14 protein-coding genes and 1 pseudogene are annotated in these 13,205 nt (G+C 62.5%); 3 read left to right on the forward strand and 12 right to left on the reverse strand.

All coding sequences use genetic code 11. From position 1 onward, the window contains the following. Window positions 1–26: 26 nt before the first annotated feature. The 7 genes from AB4Y32_RS18340 to AB4Y32_RS18370 form a co-directional block, all read right to left on the reverse strand. Window positions 27–1,028 (reverse strand): transketolase family protein, encoded by a 1,002-nt coding sequence (locus AB4Y32_RS18340; RefSeq protein WP_368722696.1) that lies wholly within the window; start codon window positions 1,026–1,028, stop codon window positions 27–29. After that, on the reverse strand, window positions 1,025–1,876 hold the full coding sequence (locus AB4Y32_RS18345; RefSeq protein ID WP_368722697.1) for a transketolase: 852 nt from the start codon (window positions 1,874–1,876) through the stop codon (window positions 1,025–1,027). Before AB4Y32_RS18345 ends, AB4Y32_RS18340 begins: the two co-directional genes overlap by 4 nt. Before the next feature lie 27 nt (window positions 1,877–1,903). Beyond that, window positions 1,904–3,232 (reverse strand): MFS transporter, encoded by a 1,329-nt coding sequence (locus AB4Y32_RS18350; protein ID WP_368722698.1) that lies wholly within the window; start codon window positions 3,230–3,232, stop codon window positions 1,904–1,906. 144 nt (window positions 3,233–3,376) lie between these two features. Next, a complete protein-coding gene (locus tag AB4Y32_RS18355) occupies window positions 3,377–4,126 on the reverse strand; it encodes an SDR family NAD(P)-dependent oxidoreductase (protein WP_368722699.1) in 750 nt (249 codons plus the stop codon). Between the two features lie 97 nt (window positions 4,127–4,223). After that, window positions 4,224–5,141 (reverse strand): LysR substrate-binding domain-containing protein, encoded by a 918-nt coding sequence (locus AB4Y32_RS18360; RefSeq protein ID WP_368722802.1) that lies wholly within the window; start codon window positions 5,139–5,141, stop codon window positions 4,224–4,226. A 321-nt stretch (window positions 5,142–5,462) separates the two neighbouring features. Then, entirely contained in the window at window positions 5,463–5,591 is a 129-nt protein-coding gene (locus AB4Y32_RS18365; RefSeq protein ID WP_368722700.1) for a hypothetical protein, read from the reverse strand. 28 nt (window positions 5,592–5,619) lie between these two features. Beyond that, window positions 5,620–6,057, reverse strand: a complete 438-nt coding sequence (locus AB4Y32_RS18370; RefSeq protein ID WP_368722701.1) for an ester cyclase — start codon at window positions 6,055–6,057, stop codon at window positions 5,620–5,622. 77 nt (window positions 6,058–6,134) lie between these two features. Here AB4Y32_RS18370 and AB4Y32_RS18375 point away from each other — a divergent pair, with 77 nt between their 5' ends. Continuing rightward, a complete protein-coding gene (locus AB4Y32_RS18375; RefSeq protein WP_368722702.1) occupies window positions 6,135–6,839 on the forward strand; it encodes a TetR/AcrR family transcriptional regulator in 705 nt (234 codons plus the stop codon). A gap of 252 nt (window positions 6,840–7,091) precedes the next feature. Here the strand turns inward: AB4Y32_RS18375 and AB4Y32_RS18380 are convergent. The 3 genes and pseudogenes from AB4Y32_RS18380 to AB4Y32_RS18390 all read right to left on the reverse strand — a co-directional run. Next, window positions 7,092–7,673: pseudogene (locus tag AB4Y32_RS18380) on the reverse strand (MFS transporter); the annotation flags it as partial. 120 nt (window positions 7,674–7,793) lie between these two features. Continuing rightward, window positions 7,794–8,123, reverse strand: a complete 330-nt coding sequence (locus tag AB4Y32_RS18385) for an alkaline phosphatase D family protein (protein ID WP_368722703.1) — start codon at window positions 8,121–8,123, stop codon at window positions 7,794–7,796. Continuing rightward, complete coding sequence (locus AB4Y32_RS18390; protein WP_368722704.1) at window positions 8,120–8,638, reverse strand: alkaline phosphatase D family protein; 519 nt, start codon at window positions 8,636–8,638, stop codon at window positions 8,120–8,122. The genes AB4Y32_RS18385 and AB4Y32_RS18390 overlap by 4 nt, the downstream gene beginning before the upstream one ends. Before the next feature lie 37 nt (window positions 8,639–8,675). On the opposite strand from AB4Y32_RS18390, the gene AB4Y32_RS18395 reads away from it, so the two are divergent. Then, window positions 8,676–9,641 carry a LysR family transcriptional regulator gene (locus AB4Y32_RS18395; protein ID WP_368722705.1) on the forward strand — a complete coding sequence of 322 codons (966 nt, stop codon included), beginning with the start codon at window positions 8,676–8,678 and terminating at the stop codon, window positions 9,639–9,641. After that, window positions 9,638–10,945: a C4-dicarboxylate transporter DctA gene (gene dctA / locus AB4Y32_RS18400; RefSeq protein WP_368722706.1), complete on the forward strand. Its 1,308-nt coding sequence runs from the start codon at window positions 9,638–9,640 to the stop codon at window positions 10,943–10,945. Before AB4Y32_RS18395 ends, dctA begins: the two co-directional genes overlap by 4 nt. Before the next feature lie 40 nt (window positions 10,946–10,985). Here dctA and AB4Y32_RS18405 read toward each other — a convergent pair whose 3' ends face one another. Further along, window positions 10,986–11,768 carry a substrate-binding domain-containing protein gene (locus tag AB4Y32_RS18405; protein ID WP_368722707.1) on the reverse strand — a complete coding sequence of 261 codons (783 nt, stop codon included), beginning with the start codon at window positions 11,766–11,768 and terminating at the stop codon, window positions 10,986–10,988. A 53-nt stretch (window positions 11,769–11,821) separates the two neighbouring features. Beyond that, window positions 11,822–13,117, reverse strand: a complete 1,296-nt coding sequence (locus AB4Y32_RS18410) for an MFS transporter (RefSeq protein ID WP_368722708.1) — start codon at window positions 13,115–13,117, stop codon at window positions 11,822–11,824. Between the last annotated feature and the right edge of the window lie 88 nt (window positions 13,118–13,205).

The raw sequence follows: 13,205 nt of genomic DNA on the forward strand, positions 1-13,205 counted from the left end.
TCCTTCTCGCGCGCAAGCTGCGCCTGCTATGCCAGCCACTTCTTGATGTTGCTAGCCATCACGTTTGTGGAAATGCCATAGCGGTCATGCAGCGTCGGCAGCGCACCCGCATCGAGGAACGCGTCGGGCAGTGCAATTTGCCTGTATGCGCAAGCGACGCCTTCACTCAACAAGGTCGTCGCCACGGCCTCGCCGAGCCCGCCAATGACCGTATGATTCTCCGCGACAACGACCATCCGACCCGTTCGCTTCGCTTCGCGAATGATGGTCTCCCTGTCCAGCGGCTTGATGGTCGGTACGTGCAGCACGGCGACGTCGACCTTATCCGCTTCGAGTGCCTTCGCGGTTTCGAGCGCGCGCATCGTCATAATTCCGGACGAAATGATAAGTACGTCGGAGCCATCGCGGAGCATCCTGGCCTTGCCGAGTTCGAATCGATAGTTGTACTCGTCCAGCACGGCAGGTACGTTACCGCGCAACAACCGCGCGTAAACCGGGCCCTTGTGAGCAGCGATGGCGGGGACCATCTGCTCGATCTCCAGCGCATCGCACGGGTCGATGACAGTCATGTTCGGCATTGCGCGCATCAGCGCCAGATCTTCGGCAGCCTGATGGCTTGGGCCGTAACCAGTCGTCAGCCCAGGCAGCGCGCAGACGATTTTGACATCCAGATCGTCTTCAGCGATGGTCTGGTGAATGAAGTCGTAAGCACGGCGCGTCGCGAACACCGCATAGGTGGTGACAAACGGCTGCGCGCCTTCATGAGCGAAGCCAGCCGCCGCTCCCATCAACAACTGCTCGGCCATTCCCATCTGATAGTAGCGCTCCGGAAACTCTTTCGCGAAGACGTGAAGGTCGGTGTACTTGCCGAGGTCAGCCGTCATGCCGACGACGTTCGCTTTCGTGCGAGCCAGCTCAACCAGTGCATGGCCGAATGGTGCGGACCGGGTAACCTGCCCTTCACCTGCGATGGACGCAATCATCGCCGATGTCTTCAGGCGAGGCTTTTTATCGATGACCGAGCTCATGCTTTTCTCCCTGAGAAAGTCTCATCAAGTGCTTCGAGCGCCAGCTTCCACTCGTGTGGGTCGACGCGAATAAAGTGATTCTTCTCGCGCTCCTCGAGGAACGGCACGCCACATCCCATCTTCGTGTCGCAGACGATGATGCGCGGCTTCGCGTCCTTCAGGTTTCGTGCGTTGTCGAACGCCTGCTTCACCGCATCGATGTCGTTGCCGTTCACCCGCTGCACATACCAGCCGAATGCTTCGAGCTTCGGCACCAATGGCTCAAAGGCCATGATTTGCGTCGACGGGCCATCGGCTTGCTGATTGTTCACGTCGATCATTGCAATGAGATTGTCGAGCTTCCAGTGGGCCGCCGACATCAGGCCTTCCCAGATTGCCCCTTCGTCGAGTTCGCCATCGGAGAACAGCGTGTAGACGAATGACTTCGAGCCTTTTCGCTTCAGGCCTAGGCAACGGCCCACCGCGATCGTCAATCCCTGGCCCAGAGAGCCGCCGGACATCTCCATGCCGGGCGTGTAGCTCGCCATGCCGGACATCGGCAGGCGGCTGTCGTCGCTGCCATAGGTCTCGAGTTCTTCCTGAGGAAGAATGCCGGCTTCGAACAACGCCGCGTAGAGCGCGATCGCGTAGTGGCCGTTCGATAGCAGGAAGCGGTCGCGGTCTTCCCAATCTGGATCGGCGGGACGGTAGTTCATTGCGCCGAAGTACGAGACGGCCAGCACGTCGGCGATGTCGAGCGCTTGCCCGACATAGCCTTGACCTTGCACTTCGCCCATCAGAAGGGCATTGCGTCGGATGCGATACGCGCGCTCGGCGAGCGTCACATCCTCGATGACGGGAGTACTCATTTGCGTGTCTCCAGAAAAGAACCTGGTTCAGCGATTGACGGTCTTGGCGGGAACGAAGAACACCAGCACCGCGCCAAGCACTACAGACGCTGAGATAAAGATGAGGCCTGCAGTGGACTTGCCTGTGAAGTCGTTCAACCAGCCCACGATCGCAGGCGAGAAGAACCCTGCAAGATTGGCGAAGCAGTTGACGGCGGCGATGCCCGCCGCGGCCGACATGCCGCCGAGGACTGCAGTAGGCAGCGCCCAGAAGAGCGATGACGATGCAAGAATGCCCGCAGCCGCAACGCTCACGCAGACAATCGACGCGCCCACGCTGCCGAGCATCGGCAAGGTAGCGAAGCCCGCGGCAGAGACGAGCAACGGAATGGCGAGGTGCAGTCGACGCTCGCGGCGTTTATCGGCGCTGCTTCCTAGCAGTGGCAGCGCAATGATGGCGCAGATGTACGGAATCGCGGTCAAGATGCCCACCCAAAGCGGGTCTGCCACGCCTGTGCGCCGGATGATGGTCGGCAACCAGAACGTGAGTCCGTATTGACCCAGCACGACGCAGAAGTAGATTGCAGCCATCAGCCACAGGCGGCGGTCGGCGATGAACGCACGAATCGACATGTGCTCAGTGGTCTGGGTGCGGTCCTTCTCAACGTTGCGCTTGAGCAGGGCCTTCTCCTCGTCGGTAAGCCACTTCGCGCCCGCGATGCCGTTGTCGAGATAGAGGATGATGGCAAAGCCAAGGACAAGCGACGGCAGCGCTTCGAGCATGAAGAGCCATTTCCATCCTGCGAGGCCGTGCATACCCTGGAACGAATGCATGATCCATCCCGAAAGCGGCCCGCCTACGATGCCCGCAAGCGGAATCGCCATGAAGAACATCGAGAGCGCCTTGGCGCGCCGTGCCGCGGGAAACCAGTACGTGAGATACAGGATCACGCCGGGAGCGAAGCCCGCTTCCGCGACGCCAAGGAGGAAACGCAAGATATAGAACAACGTCGGCGATTTGACGAACACGAAGCTCGCCGAAATCAGCGCCCAGGTCAGCATGATGCGCGCGAGCCAGTTGCGCGCGCCGACCTTGTGCAGGATGACATTGCTCGGCACTTCGAAGAGGAAATAGCCGAGAAAGAAGATGCCCGCGCCGATGCCGTACACCGTTTCCGAAAAGCGCAGATCATTGAGCATCTGAAGCTTCGCGAAACCTACGTTGACGCGGTCGAGATACGCGCCGAGGTAGCACAGCATCAGAAAAGGAATCAGTCGGCGCGCCACTTTGGCATAGGTTCTTGCTTCGAAGCTGACGACGTCGTCAGACGCGGACAGGTCTGCGCCGATCGTGGGCGAGGCCATTTTGGATTTCATGGGTTGTCTCCTGTTGATCAGACGCATGCCATCGCTGGTTCGCCCGACCGCAAGCTTGTGGGCCGTCTCAGCGGCGCGACGCCCCGCGTGTTTCGGGTGCGCCGGGAGCGTGCGCGTCGTTGCGAAGCGCACGCGACTTCAAGATTAATGAATCAGCATGCCGCCGTTGACATCGAGTGTGATGCCCGTGAGATACGTCGACAGACTGCTTGCCAGGAACAGGCACGCGTTGGCGATATCGTTGGCTTCACCGAGGCGTCCAAGCGGAATGCCCTTGATAATGTCGGCGCGCATTTCCGGCGTCAGCTTGTCGCCCGTGATGTCCGTCTGAATGAGACCCGGCGTGATTGAGTTCACGCGAATATGATCGGCGCCGAACTCGCGCGCCATTGCCTTGGCAAGCCCGAGCACGCCTGCTTTTGCCGCGCTGTAGTGTGGACCGCCGAAGATGCCGCCGCCGCGTTGCGCGGAGACAGACGACATGCACACGATACTGCCGCTTCGCTGCTTCTTCATTTGTGGAATCACCGCTTGCGACATGTACAGGGTGCCGAGCAAACTGACACCGATCACTGCGTCGAAATTTTCGCGTCCAATTTCGAGTGTCTTGATCGGTTGGGTGATGCCTGCATTGTTCACGAGCGCATCGATGCGGCCATACTTCTGCGCGACGGCATTCGCGGCGTTCACGCATGCCTCCTTGTCGGTGACATCGCACGCCAGACCAAGGTGTCCGTCACCCAGATCGCGCGCCGCGCTTTCCGCGTCGGCTTGTTTCAGGTCCAGGATGGCGACGCGGGCGCCCTGCGCGGCCATCGCTTTTGCCGTCGCTTTGCCGATGCCGCGCGCCGATGCCGCGCCCGTGATGACGACCACTTGATTCTCGAGCAACATGCTGATGTCTCCGTTGATGAACTAGGTGTAGGCGGAAGTTTCTCCGTCTGCGACCTGCCCATCAACGCAGTTTTCCTCAACTCGTGCTGAGAAATTTTCAGCTAGCCCGGGATTTCCCTGACACGCTGGGCGTGCTGCGTTCAATCTCCTGCTCAATCCACGCAAGGAACCTGGCGACCCTTGGCAAGTCCGCGTTCTGGCTCGGGTAAACAAGATGATGAGCACCGACCTCGACTGAATGCGCATCGTCGAAGACTGGAACCAGCGCGCCTTCCCGAACCTTGACCGACGCCAGCATCAAGCTCTCCAGTGCGATGCCGAGTCCCAGCGCCGCCGTTTCGATAGACATATATGAACGGTCGAATGAGAAATCAAAGGTCTTTTGTGCGCCCGTCACGCCGAGGCGTCCAAACCATTGACGCCACTGGACGAGCGGCGTCTCGGAATAAATGAGCCGGTGCGCAAGAAGGTCTTCGGGTGTCTTTACCGGGTGTTGTTCCAGATACTTCGGCGAGGCCAGCGGCGCGATGAACTCGCCCCTGACGGTTTTCACTTCGACATTGCTCCACTCGCCGTATCCGTGACGAATGTCGATGTCGTAGTAGCCGTTCGAAAACGAGACGTTCTCGTAAGAGCATGCGAGGTTCAACTGGATGTCGCCATTCGCCTCCTGGAATGAAGCCAGTCGCGGCATCAGCCACATGAGGCCAAAGCTCGGGCTTGAATGCACTCGCAGGATGTCGACCTCCTTGCGGCTCGACGCCCGCTCCGTCGCACGGCTGAGATCTGCCAGCGAACCCGTTACATCAGACAGGTAGCGCTCGCCTGTGGGCGTGAGGACGAGGCCGCGCCCGGTTCGCTGAAACAACGGTTGACCGATGATCGACTCGAGATTGCTCAACTGATGGCTCACTGCTGACGCTGTGAGGCCAAGCTCCTCTGCTGCCCGGTTGACGCTCTTGGTTCTGGCGATGCATTCGAAGGCGATGATTGCCTTTAGTGGTGGGATGCGCATAGGGGAAATTTTTTCAGGTGCAGTTGAACGGACCTGCATTGCTCGCATGTGGCTGTCGCTGCCATCCTGACTGCAAGCGCCTTCGGTTCGAGCTTCCGGGGATTCAACCCCCGCGTCCGCACCCGGGAAGTCAACGCTTCTGCCCTTATACAAAGATTGCGCATTGCCGCAAGTGCGCCGGAGACAGTCAATGCATTATCCGTTTTTACCTCGCAGTTTGCGAACATCCCCTAATCAACCAGGCCGACGGCGACTAGCGCAAGTCGACGGCCCGGCTTAGTCTTTCCGACGGCCGGTACAAATACGGTCCGGCTGTTTCAACTATCTGTCCGCGCAGTCACGGCTCGCGGCGAGCGGCATTCGCGCCATCACGATGCCCAGCGCCACTGCGGCGGCGAAATAGACGACGGCCACGCGGAACCAGGCGCGGCTGCGAGCATTGTCGGTCATGGCATTGCACCGTGATGGTCAGCGGCCGTCACGAAGCGGCCGGGACGGTGCCCAATTGCTGCATGATCGAAGCGAGATCGATCCACACGTTCTCGCGCCGGATCAGTCCGTCGGGCGCCATGTCGAACACGTGCAGCAGGCGAAAGCTCAGGCGCCGGCCGCCGCCCGAAATCCCGAAGGGCGTGCCCGGTGCGGTGCCCTCCCACAGGCTCTCGTCAACGACGAAGTCCGGCCCGTAATAGCGGCGCAGCGAGGTCACCTTCTCGCCGGAAAGGTCCGCGAACAGCGCATCGTAGAAGGCGCGCGCCTGCTGCCTGCCGTGCAGCGGGCCGGCGGGCGAGCCCACCACGTCATGTTCGACATTCGGGACCATCGTGCTCAGCACACCCTCGACGTCGTCTTCTGCCTCGAAACGGAAATGACGATCGATCATGCGATCGAACTGCTCCTTCTGGATCGGCTCCATGATGCTCCTCTATCGTGCGACAATGACTTATACTAAGGCAGTATCTTTTGTTGAGACAGATGTCTCATTAATAGACCATGAAGACCAATTCGTCAAGCGGGGACGCACGCCCCGCGTCGGCCGGCGAAGGCCGCGCCAATCAACGCCGTCGCACGCGGCGCGCGCTCATCGAGGCGGCGCTCGCGCTCTGCGAAGGCGGCCGCAAGCCCAGCTTCCCGGAGGTGGCGGAGCGCGCGATGGTGTCCCGCGCCACGGCCTATCGCTATTACTCCTCGGTCGAGGACCTGATCAGCGACGCGATGTTCGAGCGGGCGGTGCCGCCGCTGGAAAGCTTCTGCCGTCCCGGACACGACGATCCGGCAGAGGTGGCGGCCCGCGCGGCGCGCACCATGAACAAGCTGTTGCTCGACGACGAGGTGGGCCTGCACGCGGTGGAGCGTTCATTCATGTCGGCGTGGCTGGACAACCGGCCGGAATCGCGACCGCCGCGGCCTGCGCGGCGCATGCAGTATGTCGGTCCGATCGTGGAGGCATTGAAGAAGGAGTTGACACCGGCTGCGCGTCGACGGCTCGCCCATGCGTTGGCCATGCTGATGGGAACGGAGGCCATCCTGTCGCTTCGCGATGTCGCCGGTGCAAGCACCGACGAGGCGCTGGCTGCCAGTGGCTGGGCCGCGCAGGCCTTGGTCCGGCAGGCGCTTGCAGAGGCCAGCGAGCGGCCCCGCAAGCGCCGGGGAAGGTCTGCGATGAGCGACGGCTCTCGCGTGGGAAGTGGACAGTAGCGTCCATGAGCGGACGCGGCAACGGGTCGAGAGTGTGGGTTCGCTCGCAGCGAAAGCTGACGTTCGCCGCCACCGCAGTGCGAATCTCGGCACAATGCCTAATATCAGCCTGACGGACGCGACACCTGAATGTCGGCATTGGCCGATCAGCCGCCGAATTCCGCGCCCCTTCCCTCTTGCAAACGCGGCGCCCGACGCCAGGATGCTTGCCGCGATAAGGCGCGGGCTATCGCGGCAATCACGCTGACGACGCTACGCCGACGAAGCCGCCGACGCATTGCGTCCCACGCCGCGTCGATACAACCCGAGCGTCGCGCACAGTCCGCACAGCGCCGCGAAGCTGAGCCAATAACCTGGCGCGGCCTTGTCGTGCGTGACTTCGATCAGGTACGTCGATACGGCGGGCGTGAAACCGCCGAACAGCGCCGTCGCGAGGCTAAACGCGAGCGAGAAGCCAGCGACGCGCACCTCAACCGGCATCACTTCCATCAGCGCCGCGACCATCGCTCCGTTGTTCATGCCGAAGAAGAACGAAAACCACAGCAGCACGATCAGCATGCGGCCGAAGCTCGGCCCACTCGCGAGCCACGACAGCGCCGGATACGCCGTGCAGATTGCGAGAATCGCGATCATCGTCAGAATCGGCTTCCCGCCGATGCGGTCGGAGATCGCCCCGCCGATCAGCAGCCACACGAAGTTCGACAGGGCGACGAGCAGCGTCACCATCAGGCTGTCGCTGGTCGAGAGCTTCAGCACGGTCTTGCCGAAGGTCGGCGTATAGACAGTGATCAGATAGAACGTGGTGGTGGTCATCGCCGTGAGCAGCATGCTGTTGAACACCACGGAAAAGCTCTCCCGCGTAACGGTGGCTGACGCATGGCGTCAACAGGAAGGTATCGAATTTGGCGGGAGTAGCCACCAGCGACGCGAGCGGTGTGCCGCCCCATGCGGCTTTCATGTAGGAATAGAAGGGGACGTGCTGCTGATGCCGGCGCAGACGAAATCGACGATCACGGGTGTACCCGATGCGGGGGCCGGGTTGTCCCGCACGACGCCGCACTGAAACGCATGCAGGTCCCCGCTGATGGCGACGACGTTATGGATGCCCTGCTCCTTCAGGTATGAGAGCAGTTCATGCTTGTGCGCCGGATAGCCGTCCCATGCATCGCAATCGATCACGAGGCGCGCCGCCGGGGTCTCTGGCGCGCCCGGCATCACGGCCCACAGACGGTTTAGCATCACCTCGTTCCCCCACACCTTCCAAGTCGCAGGCGAACCCTTCATCGTGGTCTTCCACCATTGCGTCTGCAAAGTAGCGCGAGCCGGCCATGGACCGGGTCGTGCCCATGCGCGCGGGCGACAGCCGCCTCGCTCACGACGTGGTCGTCGCGATACAGCCGCTCGTCCGTCATCACGAGATGCACCAGCATGCCGAAGCGAAATTCGCGGTAGATACGAATGTTGGTGTATGACGGATTGTGCGGCTCGAAGCGAACGTCGCCCCAGTCCACCGGCATACACTCGGCCCACGCGCGGCTGGCGTTGCGGCGGCGCTGTGTCTCCTGCGTTTCCGCGTTCGTGTAGACCTGGTGATCTTGCCAACAGTCGTCGGAAAATTCGTGGTCGTCCCACCCGGCAGGTTGGGTGAATGCGTACTCCCGGCCATGAAGAGACAGCTGCGTCCCCAACGCGATGACGGCTGACTCTATAAAACCGGCCCGTCGCACGTCACGTCCGTGGCTCCCATCAAAGGCTGCGCAGACGGGCGGGGTCCCGATGGGCGCTCTCTGCTGAATCATGCAAAATACTCGGCATCCAAGATGCGGAGGCCGGTCCGTGGGCGTTAACTTCGATTTGAATGATTTGCAGGCGTTTCGCGCGGTGGTTGAGCTCGGGAGCTTTCGAAAGGCCGCCGAGGCGGTCAGCATCTCCCAGCCTGCCTTGAGTCGTCGGATCGACAAGCTCGAGGAAGCGCTCGGCGTGCGTCTCTTCGAGCGCACCACGCGTAGCGTCACGCTCACCACCGTCGGCCGCGTGTTCGCCCCGAGCGCGGAGCAACTTCTCGATGACCTCGACGTCGCGCTGCTCGGCATCCGCGATGTTTCATCGAGCCGCCTGGGCCATGTGACCATCGCATGCGTGCCTTCGGTGGCGTATTACTTTCTGCCGAACGTCATCGCGAACTATCATCGCCGCTTCCCACGCATCAGGGTCAAGCTGCTGGATTCGAGCGCGAACGAGGTGCTTGGCGCCGTCATCAGCGGCGAGGCTGATTTCGGCGTGAGCTTTATGGGCAGCCAGGAGTCCGAGGTCGAGTTCAAGCTGCTGCTGCAGGAGCGGTTTGTTGCTGCCTGCCGCCGCGACCATCCCCTCGCGCGCAAGAAGCGCGTGACCTGGAACGAGCTTTACGAGCACGAATACGTTTCGGTGGACAAGACTTCCGGTAACCGCCTGTTGCTCGACCAGGCGCTCTCGGCCGTGGCGCCGCGTGCACCGAGCGTCTGCGAGACGCGGCACGTCACGACCATGCTCGGGTTGATCGAAGCGGGGCTTGGCGTCGCCGCGGTGCCATCGATGGCCATGCCCGGACGTGACCACCCGATCCTCACGAGCGTGCCGCTCGTCGAACCGGTGGTGAAACGACGCGTGGGAATCGTAAGACGGCGCGGACGGCCGCTCACACCGGCCGCACAGGAGTTTCACCGGACGATCATCGAGACGAAGCGCGGCGGCGTTGCAGGCAGCGATGCCATGGTCAATAACGTGACGACAGCGAAGACAAGAAGGAATACCGCATCGTGAGGTTGGCAAGACCGCTTCGTTTGCTCTATGTGCAGGTCCTGCTGGCCATGGTGCTCGGCATGACGCTCGGCCATTTCTGGCCGCCAGCGGGCGCGCTGCTCAAGCCCCTCAGCGACGCGTTCGTTGGACTCGTGCGGATGATGATCGCGCCGATCGTCTTTTGCACGATCGTCTCGGGCATCACGTCGCTTGCCAGCGGCAAGGCCATCGGGCGCACGATCATCCAGGCGCTGGCGCTTTTCTATCTCCTGACGGCTATCGCGCTCGCGCTCGGACTCGTCACAGCGTTCGCACTGCGACCTGGCGCCGGCATGCACGTCGACGTGCAGCATCTGGATTCGAGCATCCTCGCGCAATATGCGAAGCACGCGCAGGAGCGCGGGCTTGTGGCGTTCGGGCTCAGCATGATCCCGGAGACGATGCTCGGCGCCTTCGAGAAGGGCGAGGTGCTGCCGGTGCTGCTGCTCTCGCTGCTCTTCGGCTTCTCGCTCAATTCGTATCCGCGGGCGGGGCGGCCAGTGCTGGCGCTCATTGACGGCGTCGCCCAGATGCTCTTTCGCATCCTCGCGATGATCATGCGACTCGCGCCGCTCGGGGCATTCGGTGCGATGGCTTTCACGGTGGGCCGCTTCGGAATCCGCTCGGTCGGCTCGCTCGGCATGCTGATGGTGTCCTTCTATGTGGCATGCCTGTTGTTCGTTGCACTGGTGCTCGCGCCCCTCGCGCGGCTGCACGGCTTCGCGCTTTGGCGGCTCTTGCGATACATGCGCGAGGAATTGCTCATCGTCCTCGCGACATCGTCGACGGAGCCCGTACTGCCGCGCCTGATCGCGAAGCTGGAGGCGCTCGGCTGCGACAAAGGGGTCGTGGGGCTCGTGCTGCCTGCGGGCTATTCGTTCAATCTGGACGGCACCGCGATCTATCTGACGCTTGCCTCGCTGTTCATCGCGCAGGCGTGCGATGTGCCGCTTTCCGCGCCGCAGATCGCGACGATGCTCGCCGTCATGTTGCTCACTTCCAAGGGCGCGGCCGGCGTGTCCGGCAGCGGGCTGGTCGCGCTCGTCGCTACGCTCACCGCGATTCCCGATCTGCCCGTTGCCGGGGTGGCGCTACTGGTGGGCATCGACCGCTTCATGTCCGAGGCGCGCGCCCTGACGAGCGTGATCAGCAACGCCTGCGCAGTGATCTTCGTTTCGCTGTGGGAAGGCGCGTGCGATCGCGCGCGTCTCGCGCAGATGCTCAGGGCGGCCGCGCCGGGCTGCCCGGACGGTGCCAATGACGCCGCGACAGACACCCCGGCGTGACGGGAAGGCTGTCTGCGGCAAGCCTTCGCATGTTGCCGCCTCAATGTGCGGAAACGGAATCGAGCCCGGTCGATTTCACTTCTGCCTGTACGTCGGGTGATGCGAGGTAGTCGAGGAGCGCCTTCGCTTCCTTCGGATGCTGCGCGCCGACGGGGATGCCGGCGGCGAAGCGCGTGACGGACTGCAGAGACTCGGGAATCTTTCCGACGAAGGTCGCGCCCCGGACGGGCAGCAGCTCGCTCACCTGCTGGAAGCCGATTTCGTAGTCGCCGTTCGCCACCACCGACGCCACCGGAATCCTCGGAATCATCTTCGCCTTCGACCTGACCTGATCCTCGATGCCGAGCTTCTTGAATAACTCTCGCTCGATGTAGACGCCGCTCGCGCTATCCGAGTAGGCGATCGACTTCGCATGCAGCAGGGTCTGCCTGAGGCCTTCGGCAGAGCCGATGTCGGGCTTCGCCGTACCTTCGCGCACGACCATGCCGATGCGCGAATCGGCCAGCTCGACCCGCGATCCGGGGATGACCTTGCCTTGCTCGATCAGCTCATCAAGTGCGTAGCCGACCATGATGACGGCGTCCGCAGGCTCGCCACGCGCGAGCCTGTTGGGGATCGCTTCGGGCGATTTGCCCATCGAGGGCCCGAGCGCGGTGTCGAGCGTGTTGCCCGTCTGGGACGCGAACCTGGGACCGAGCACCTTGTACGCGGCGGTGAAGCCGCCCGAGCTCATGACGTGCAGGTCGGCGGCCTGCACGTTCGCCGCAGCGGCCGAGGTTGCGACGAGCGCTGCCGCGCAGAGTTTCAGAAGCAGGTTTCTCATGATTGGAGTCGTGTCAGATTGCGGTGATAGACGCTTGCGCAACGAGATGGGCATCAGTGTGCCGGCGTCAGCGTCACTGCGCGGCGGCGATAGAGTGCGAACGTCGCCAAAAGGGCGCACGTTGCGGCCAGGCTCATCCAGTAGCCGGGCGCGGCCTTGTCGCCCGTCATGTGAATGAGAGCCGTCGAGATCGCGGGCGTGAAGCCTCCGAACACGGCCGTAGCGAGGCTGTAGGCGAGCGAGAACCCAGCAACGCGTACCTGCACCGGCATCACCTCCGTGAGCGCGACGACCATCGCGCCGTTATAGATGCCGTACATGAACGAGAGCCAAAGGAGGACGAGCAGCATGTTGACGAAGCTCGGCGCGTGAGCGAGCAGCGACAGTGCCGGGTATGCGGTCGCGATGGCGAGCACCGTCATGCCGACGAGGATCGGCCGGCGGCCGATCTTGTCGGAGAGCGCCCCGCCAACCGGCAGCCACACAAAGTTCGACACGCCGACGCACAGCGTCACGAGCAGACTATCGGCGGTGCTCAGGTGCAGGACCGACTTGCCGAAGGTCGGCGCGTAGACCGTGATGAGGTAGAAGCTCGCCGTGGTCATCGCCACCAGCATCATGCCGGCGACAACGACGGTCCAGTTTTGGACCAGCGTGCCGAACACTTCCTTCATGCCCGGACGATGCTGGCGTGTCTTGAACTCCTGCGTTTCCTCCAGATTACGGCGCAGCATGAAGATGAACGGCACGATCATGCAGCCGACGAAAAACGGTACCCGCCATCCCCACGCCGCGATAGCCGCTGCGTTCAGCGATTGATTGAGCGCGAAGCCGAGGCCCGCAGCCACGACGATCGCCACCTGCTGGCTCGCGGACTGCCAGCTCGTGAAGAAGCCCTTGCGGCCGGGCGTGGCCATCTCGGCGAGATACACCGACACGCCGCCCAGCTCGGCGCCCGCCGAGAAGCCTTGCAGCAGCCGCCCGAGCAGCACGAGCGCGGGTGCCAGAAGTCCGATCGTGGTGTAGCCCGGTACGAACGCGATCAGGATGGTGCCGCTTGCCATGATGGAGAGCGTGACGATGAGGCCCTTGCGGCGGCCGACGTCGTCGATGTACGCGCCAAGCACGATCGCGCCTAGCGGCCGCATCAGAAAGCCGGCGCCGAAGACCGCGAACGTCATCATCAGCGAGGCGAACTCGCTCACGGCCGGAAAGAAAACGTTGGCGATCTGCGTGGCGTAGAAGCCGAAGAGGAAGAAGTCGAACTGCTCAAGGAAATTCCCGGCCGTTACGCGGAAAACCGCAGCGGCCTTCGAACGTCCGGTAGAAAGGCTAGACGATGGGTGCATCGAGGTGTCTCCTGAGATCCAGAAAATACGCGGTGATCCGGTCGATTGTGGTTTTGGCAATGTTCGCCCAGGGCCGGCAAAACGATAA

The sequence above is a fragment of the Paraburkholderia phymatum genome, from assembly GCF_040965635.1.
Classification (GTDB): Bacteria; Pseudomonadota; Gammaproteobacteria; order Burkholderiales; family Burkholderiaceae; genus Paraburkholderia; species Paraburkholderia phymatum_B.

What these genes read in the sequence shown, in the direction of transcription:
- AB4Y32_RS18340 (WP_368722696.1), bottom strand. Translation starts at nt 1,028, where the DNA reads ATGAGCTCGGTCATCGATAAAAAGCCTCGCCTGAAGACATCGGCGATG.
- AB4Y32_RS18345 (WP_368722697.1), bottom strand. Translation starts at nt 1,876, where the DNA reads ATGAGTACTCCCGTCATCGAGGATGTGACGCTCGCCGAGCGCGCGTAT.
- AB4Y32_RS18350 (WP_368722698.1), bottom strand. Translation starts at nt 3,232, where the DNA reads ATGAAATCCAAAATGGCCTCGCCCACGATCGGCGCAGACCTGTCCGCG.
- AB4Y32_RS18355 (WP_368722699.1), bottom strand. Translation starts at nt 4,126, where the DNA reads ATGTTGCTCGAGAATCAAGTGGTCGTCATCACGGGCGCGGCATCGGCG.
- AB4Y32_RS18360 (WP_368722802.1), bottom strand. Translation starts at nt 5,141, where the DNA reads ATGCGCATCCCACCACTAAAGGCAATCATCGCCTTCGAATGCATCGCC.
- AB4Y32_RS18365 (WP_368722700.1), bottom strand. Translation starts at nt 5,591, where the DNA reads ATGACCGACAATGCTCGCAGCCGCGCCTGGTTCCGCGTGGCCGTCGTC.
- AB4Y32_RS18370 (WP_368722701.1), bottom strand. Translation starts at nt 6,057, where the DNA reads ATGGAGCCGATCCAGAAGGAGCAGTTCGATCGCATGATCGATCGTCAT.
- AB4Y32_RS18375 (WP_368722702.1), top strand. Translation starts at nt 6,135, where the DNA reads ATGAAGACCAATTCGTCAAGCGGGGACGCACGCCCCGCGTCGGCCGGC.
- AB4Y32_RS18385 (WP_368722703.1), bottom strand. Translation starts at nt 8,123, where the DNA reads ATGAAGGGTTCGCCTGCGACTTGGAAGGTGTGGGGGAACGAGGTGATG.
- AB4Y32_RS18390 (WP_368722704.1), bottom strand. Translation starts at nt 8,638, where the DNA reads ATGATTCAGCAGAGAGCGCCCATCGGGACCCCGCCCGTCTGCGCAGCC.
- AB4Y32_RS18405 (WP_368722707.1), bottom strand. Translation starts at nt 11,768, where the DNA reads ATGAGAAACCTGCTTCTGAAACTCTGCGCGGCAGCGCTCGTCGCAACC.
- AB4Y32_RS18410 (WP_368722708.1), bottom strand. Translation starts at nt 13,117, where the DNA reads ATGCACCCATCGTCTAGCCTTTCTACCGGACGTTCGAAGGCCGCTGCG.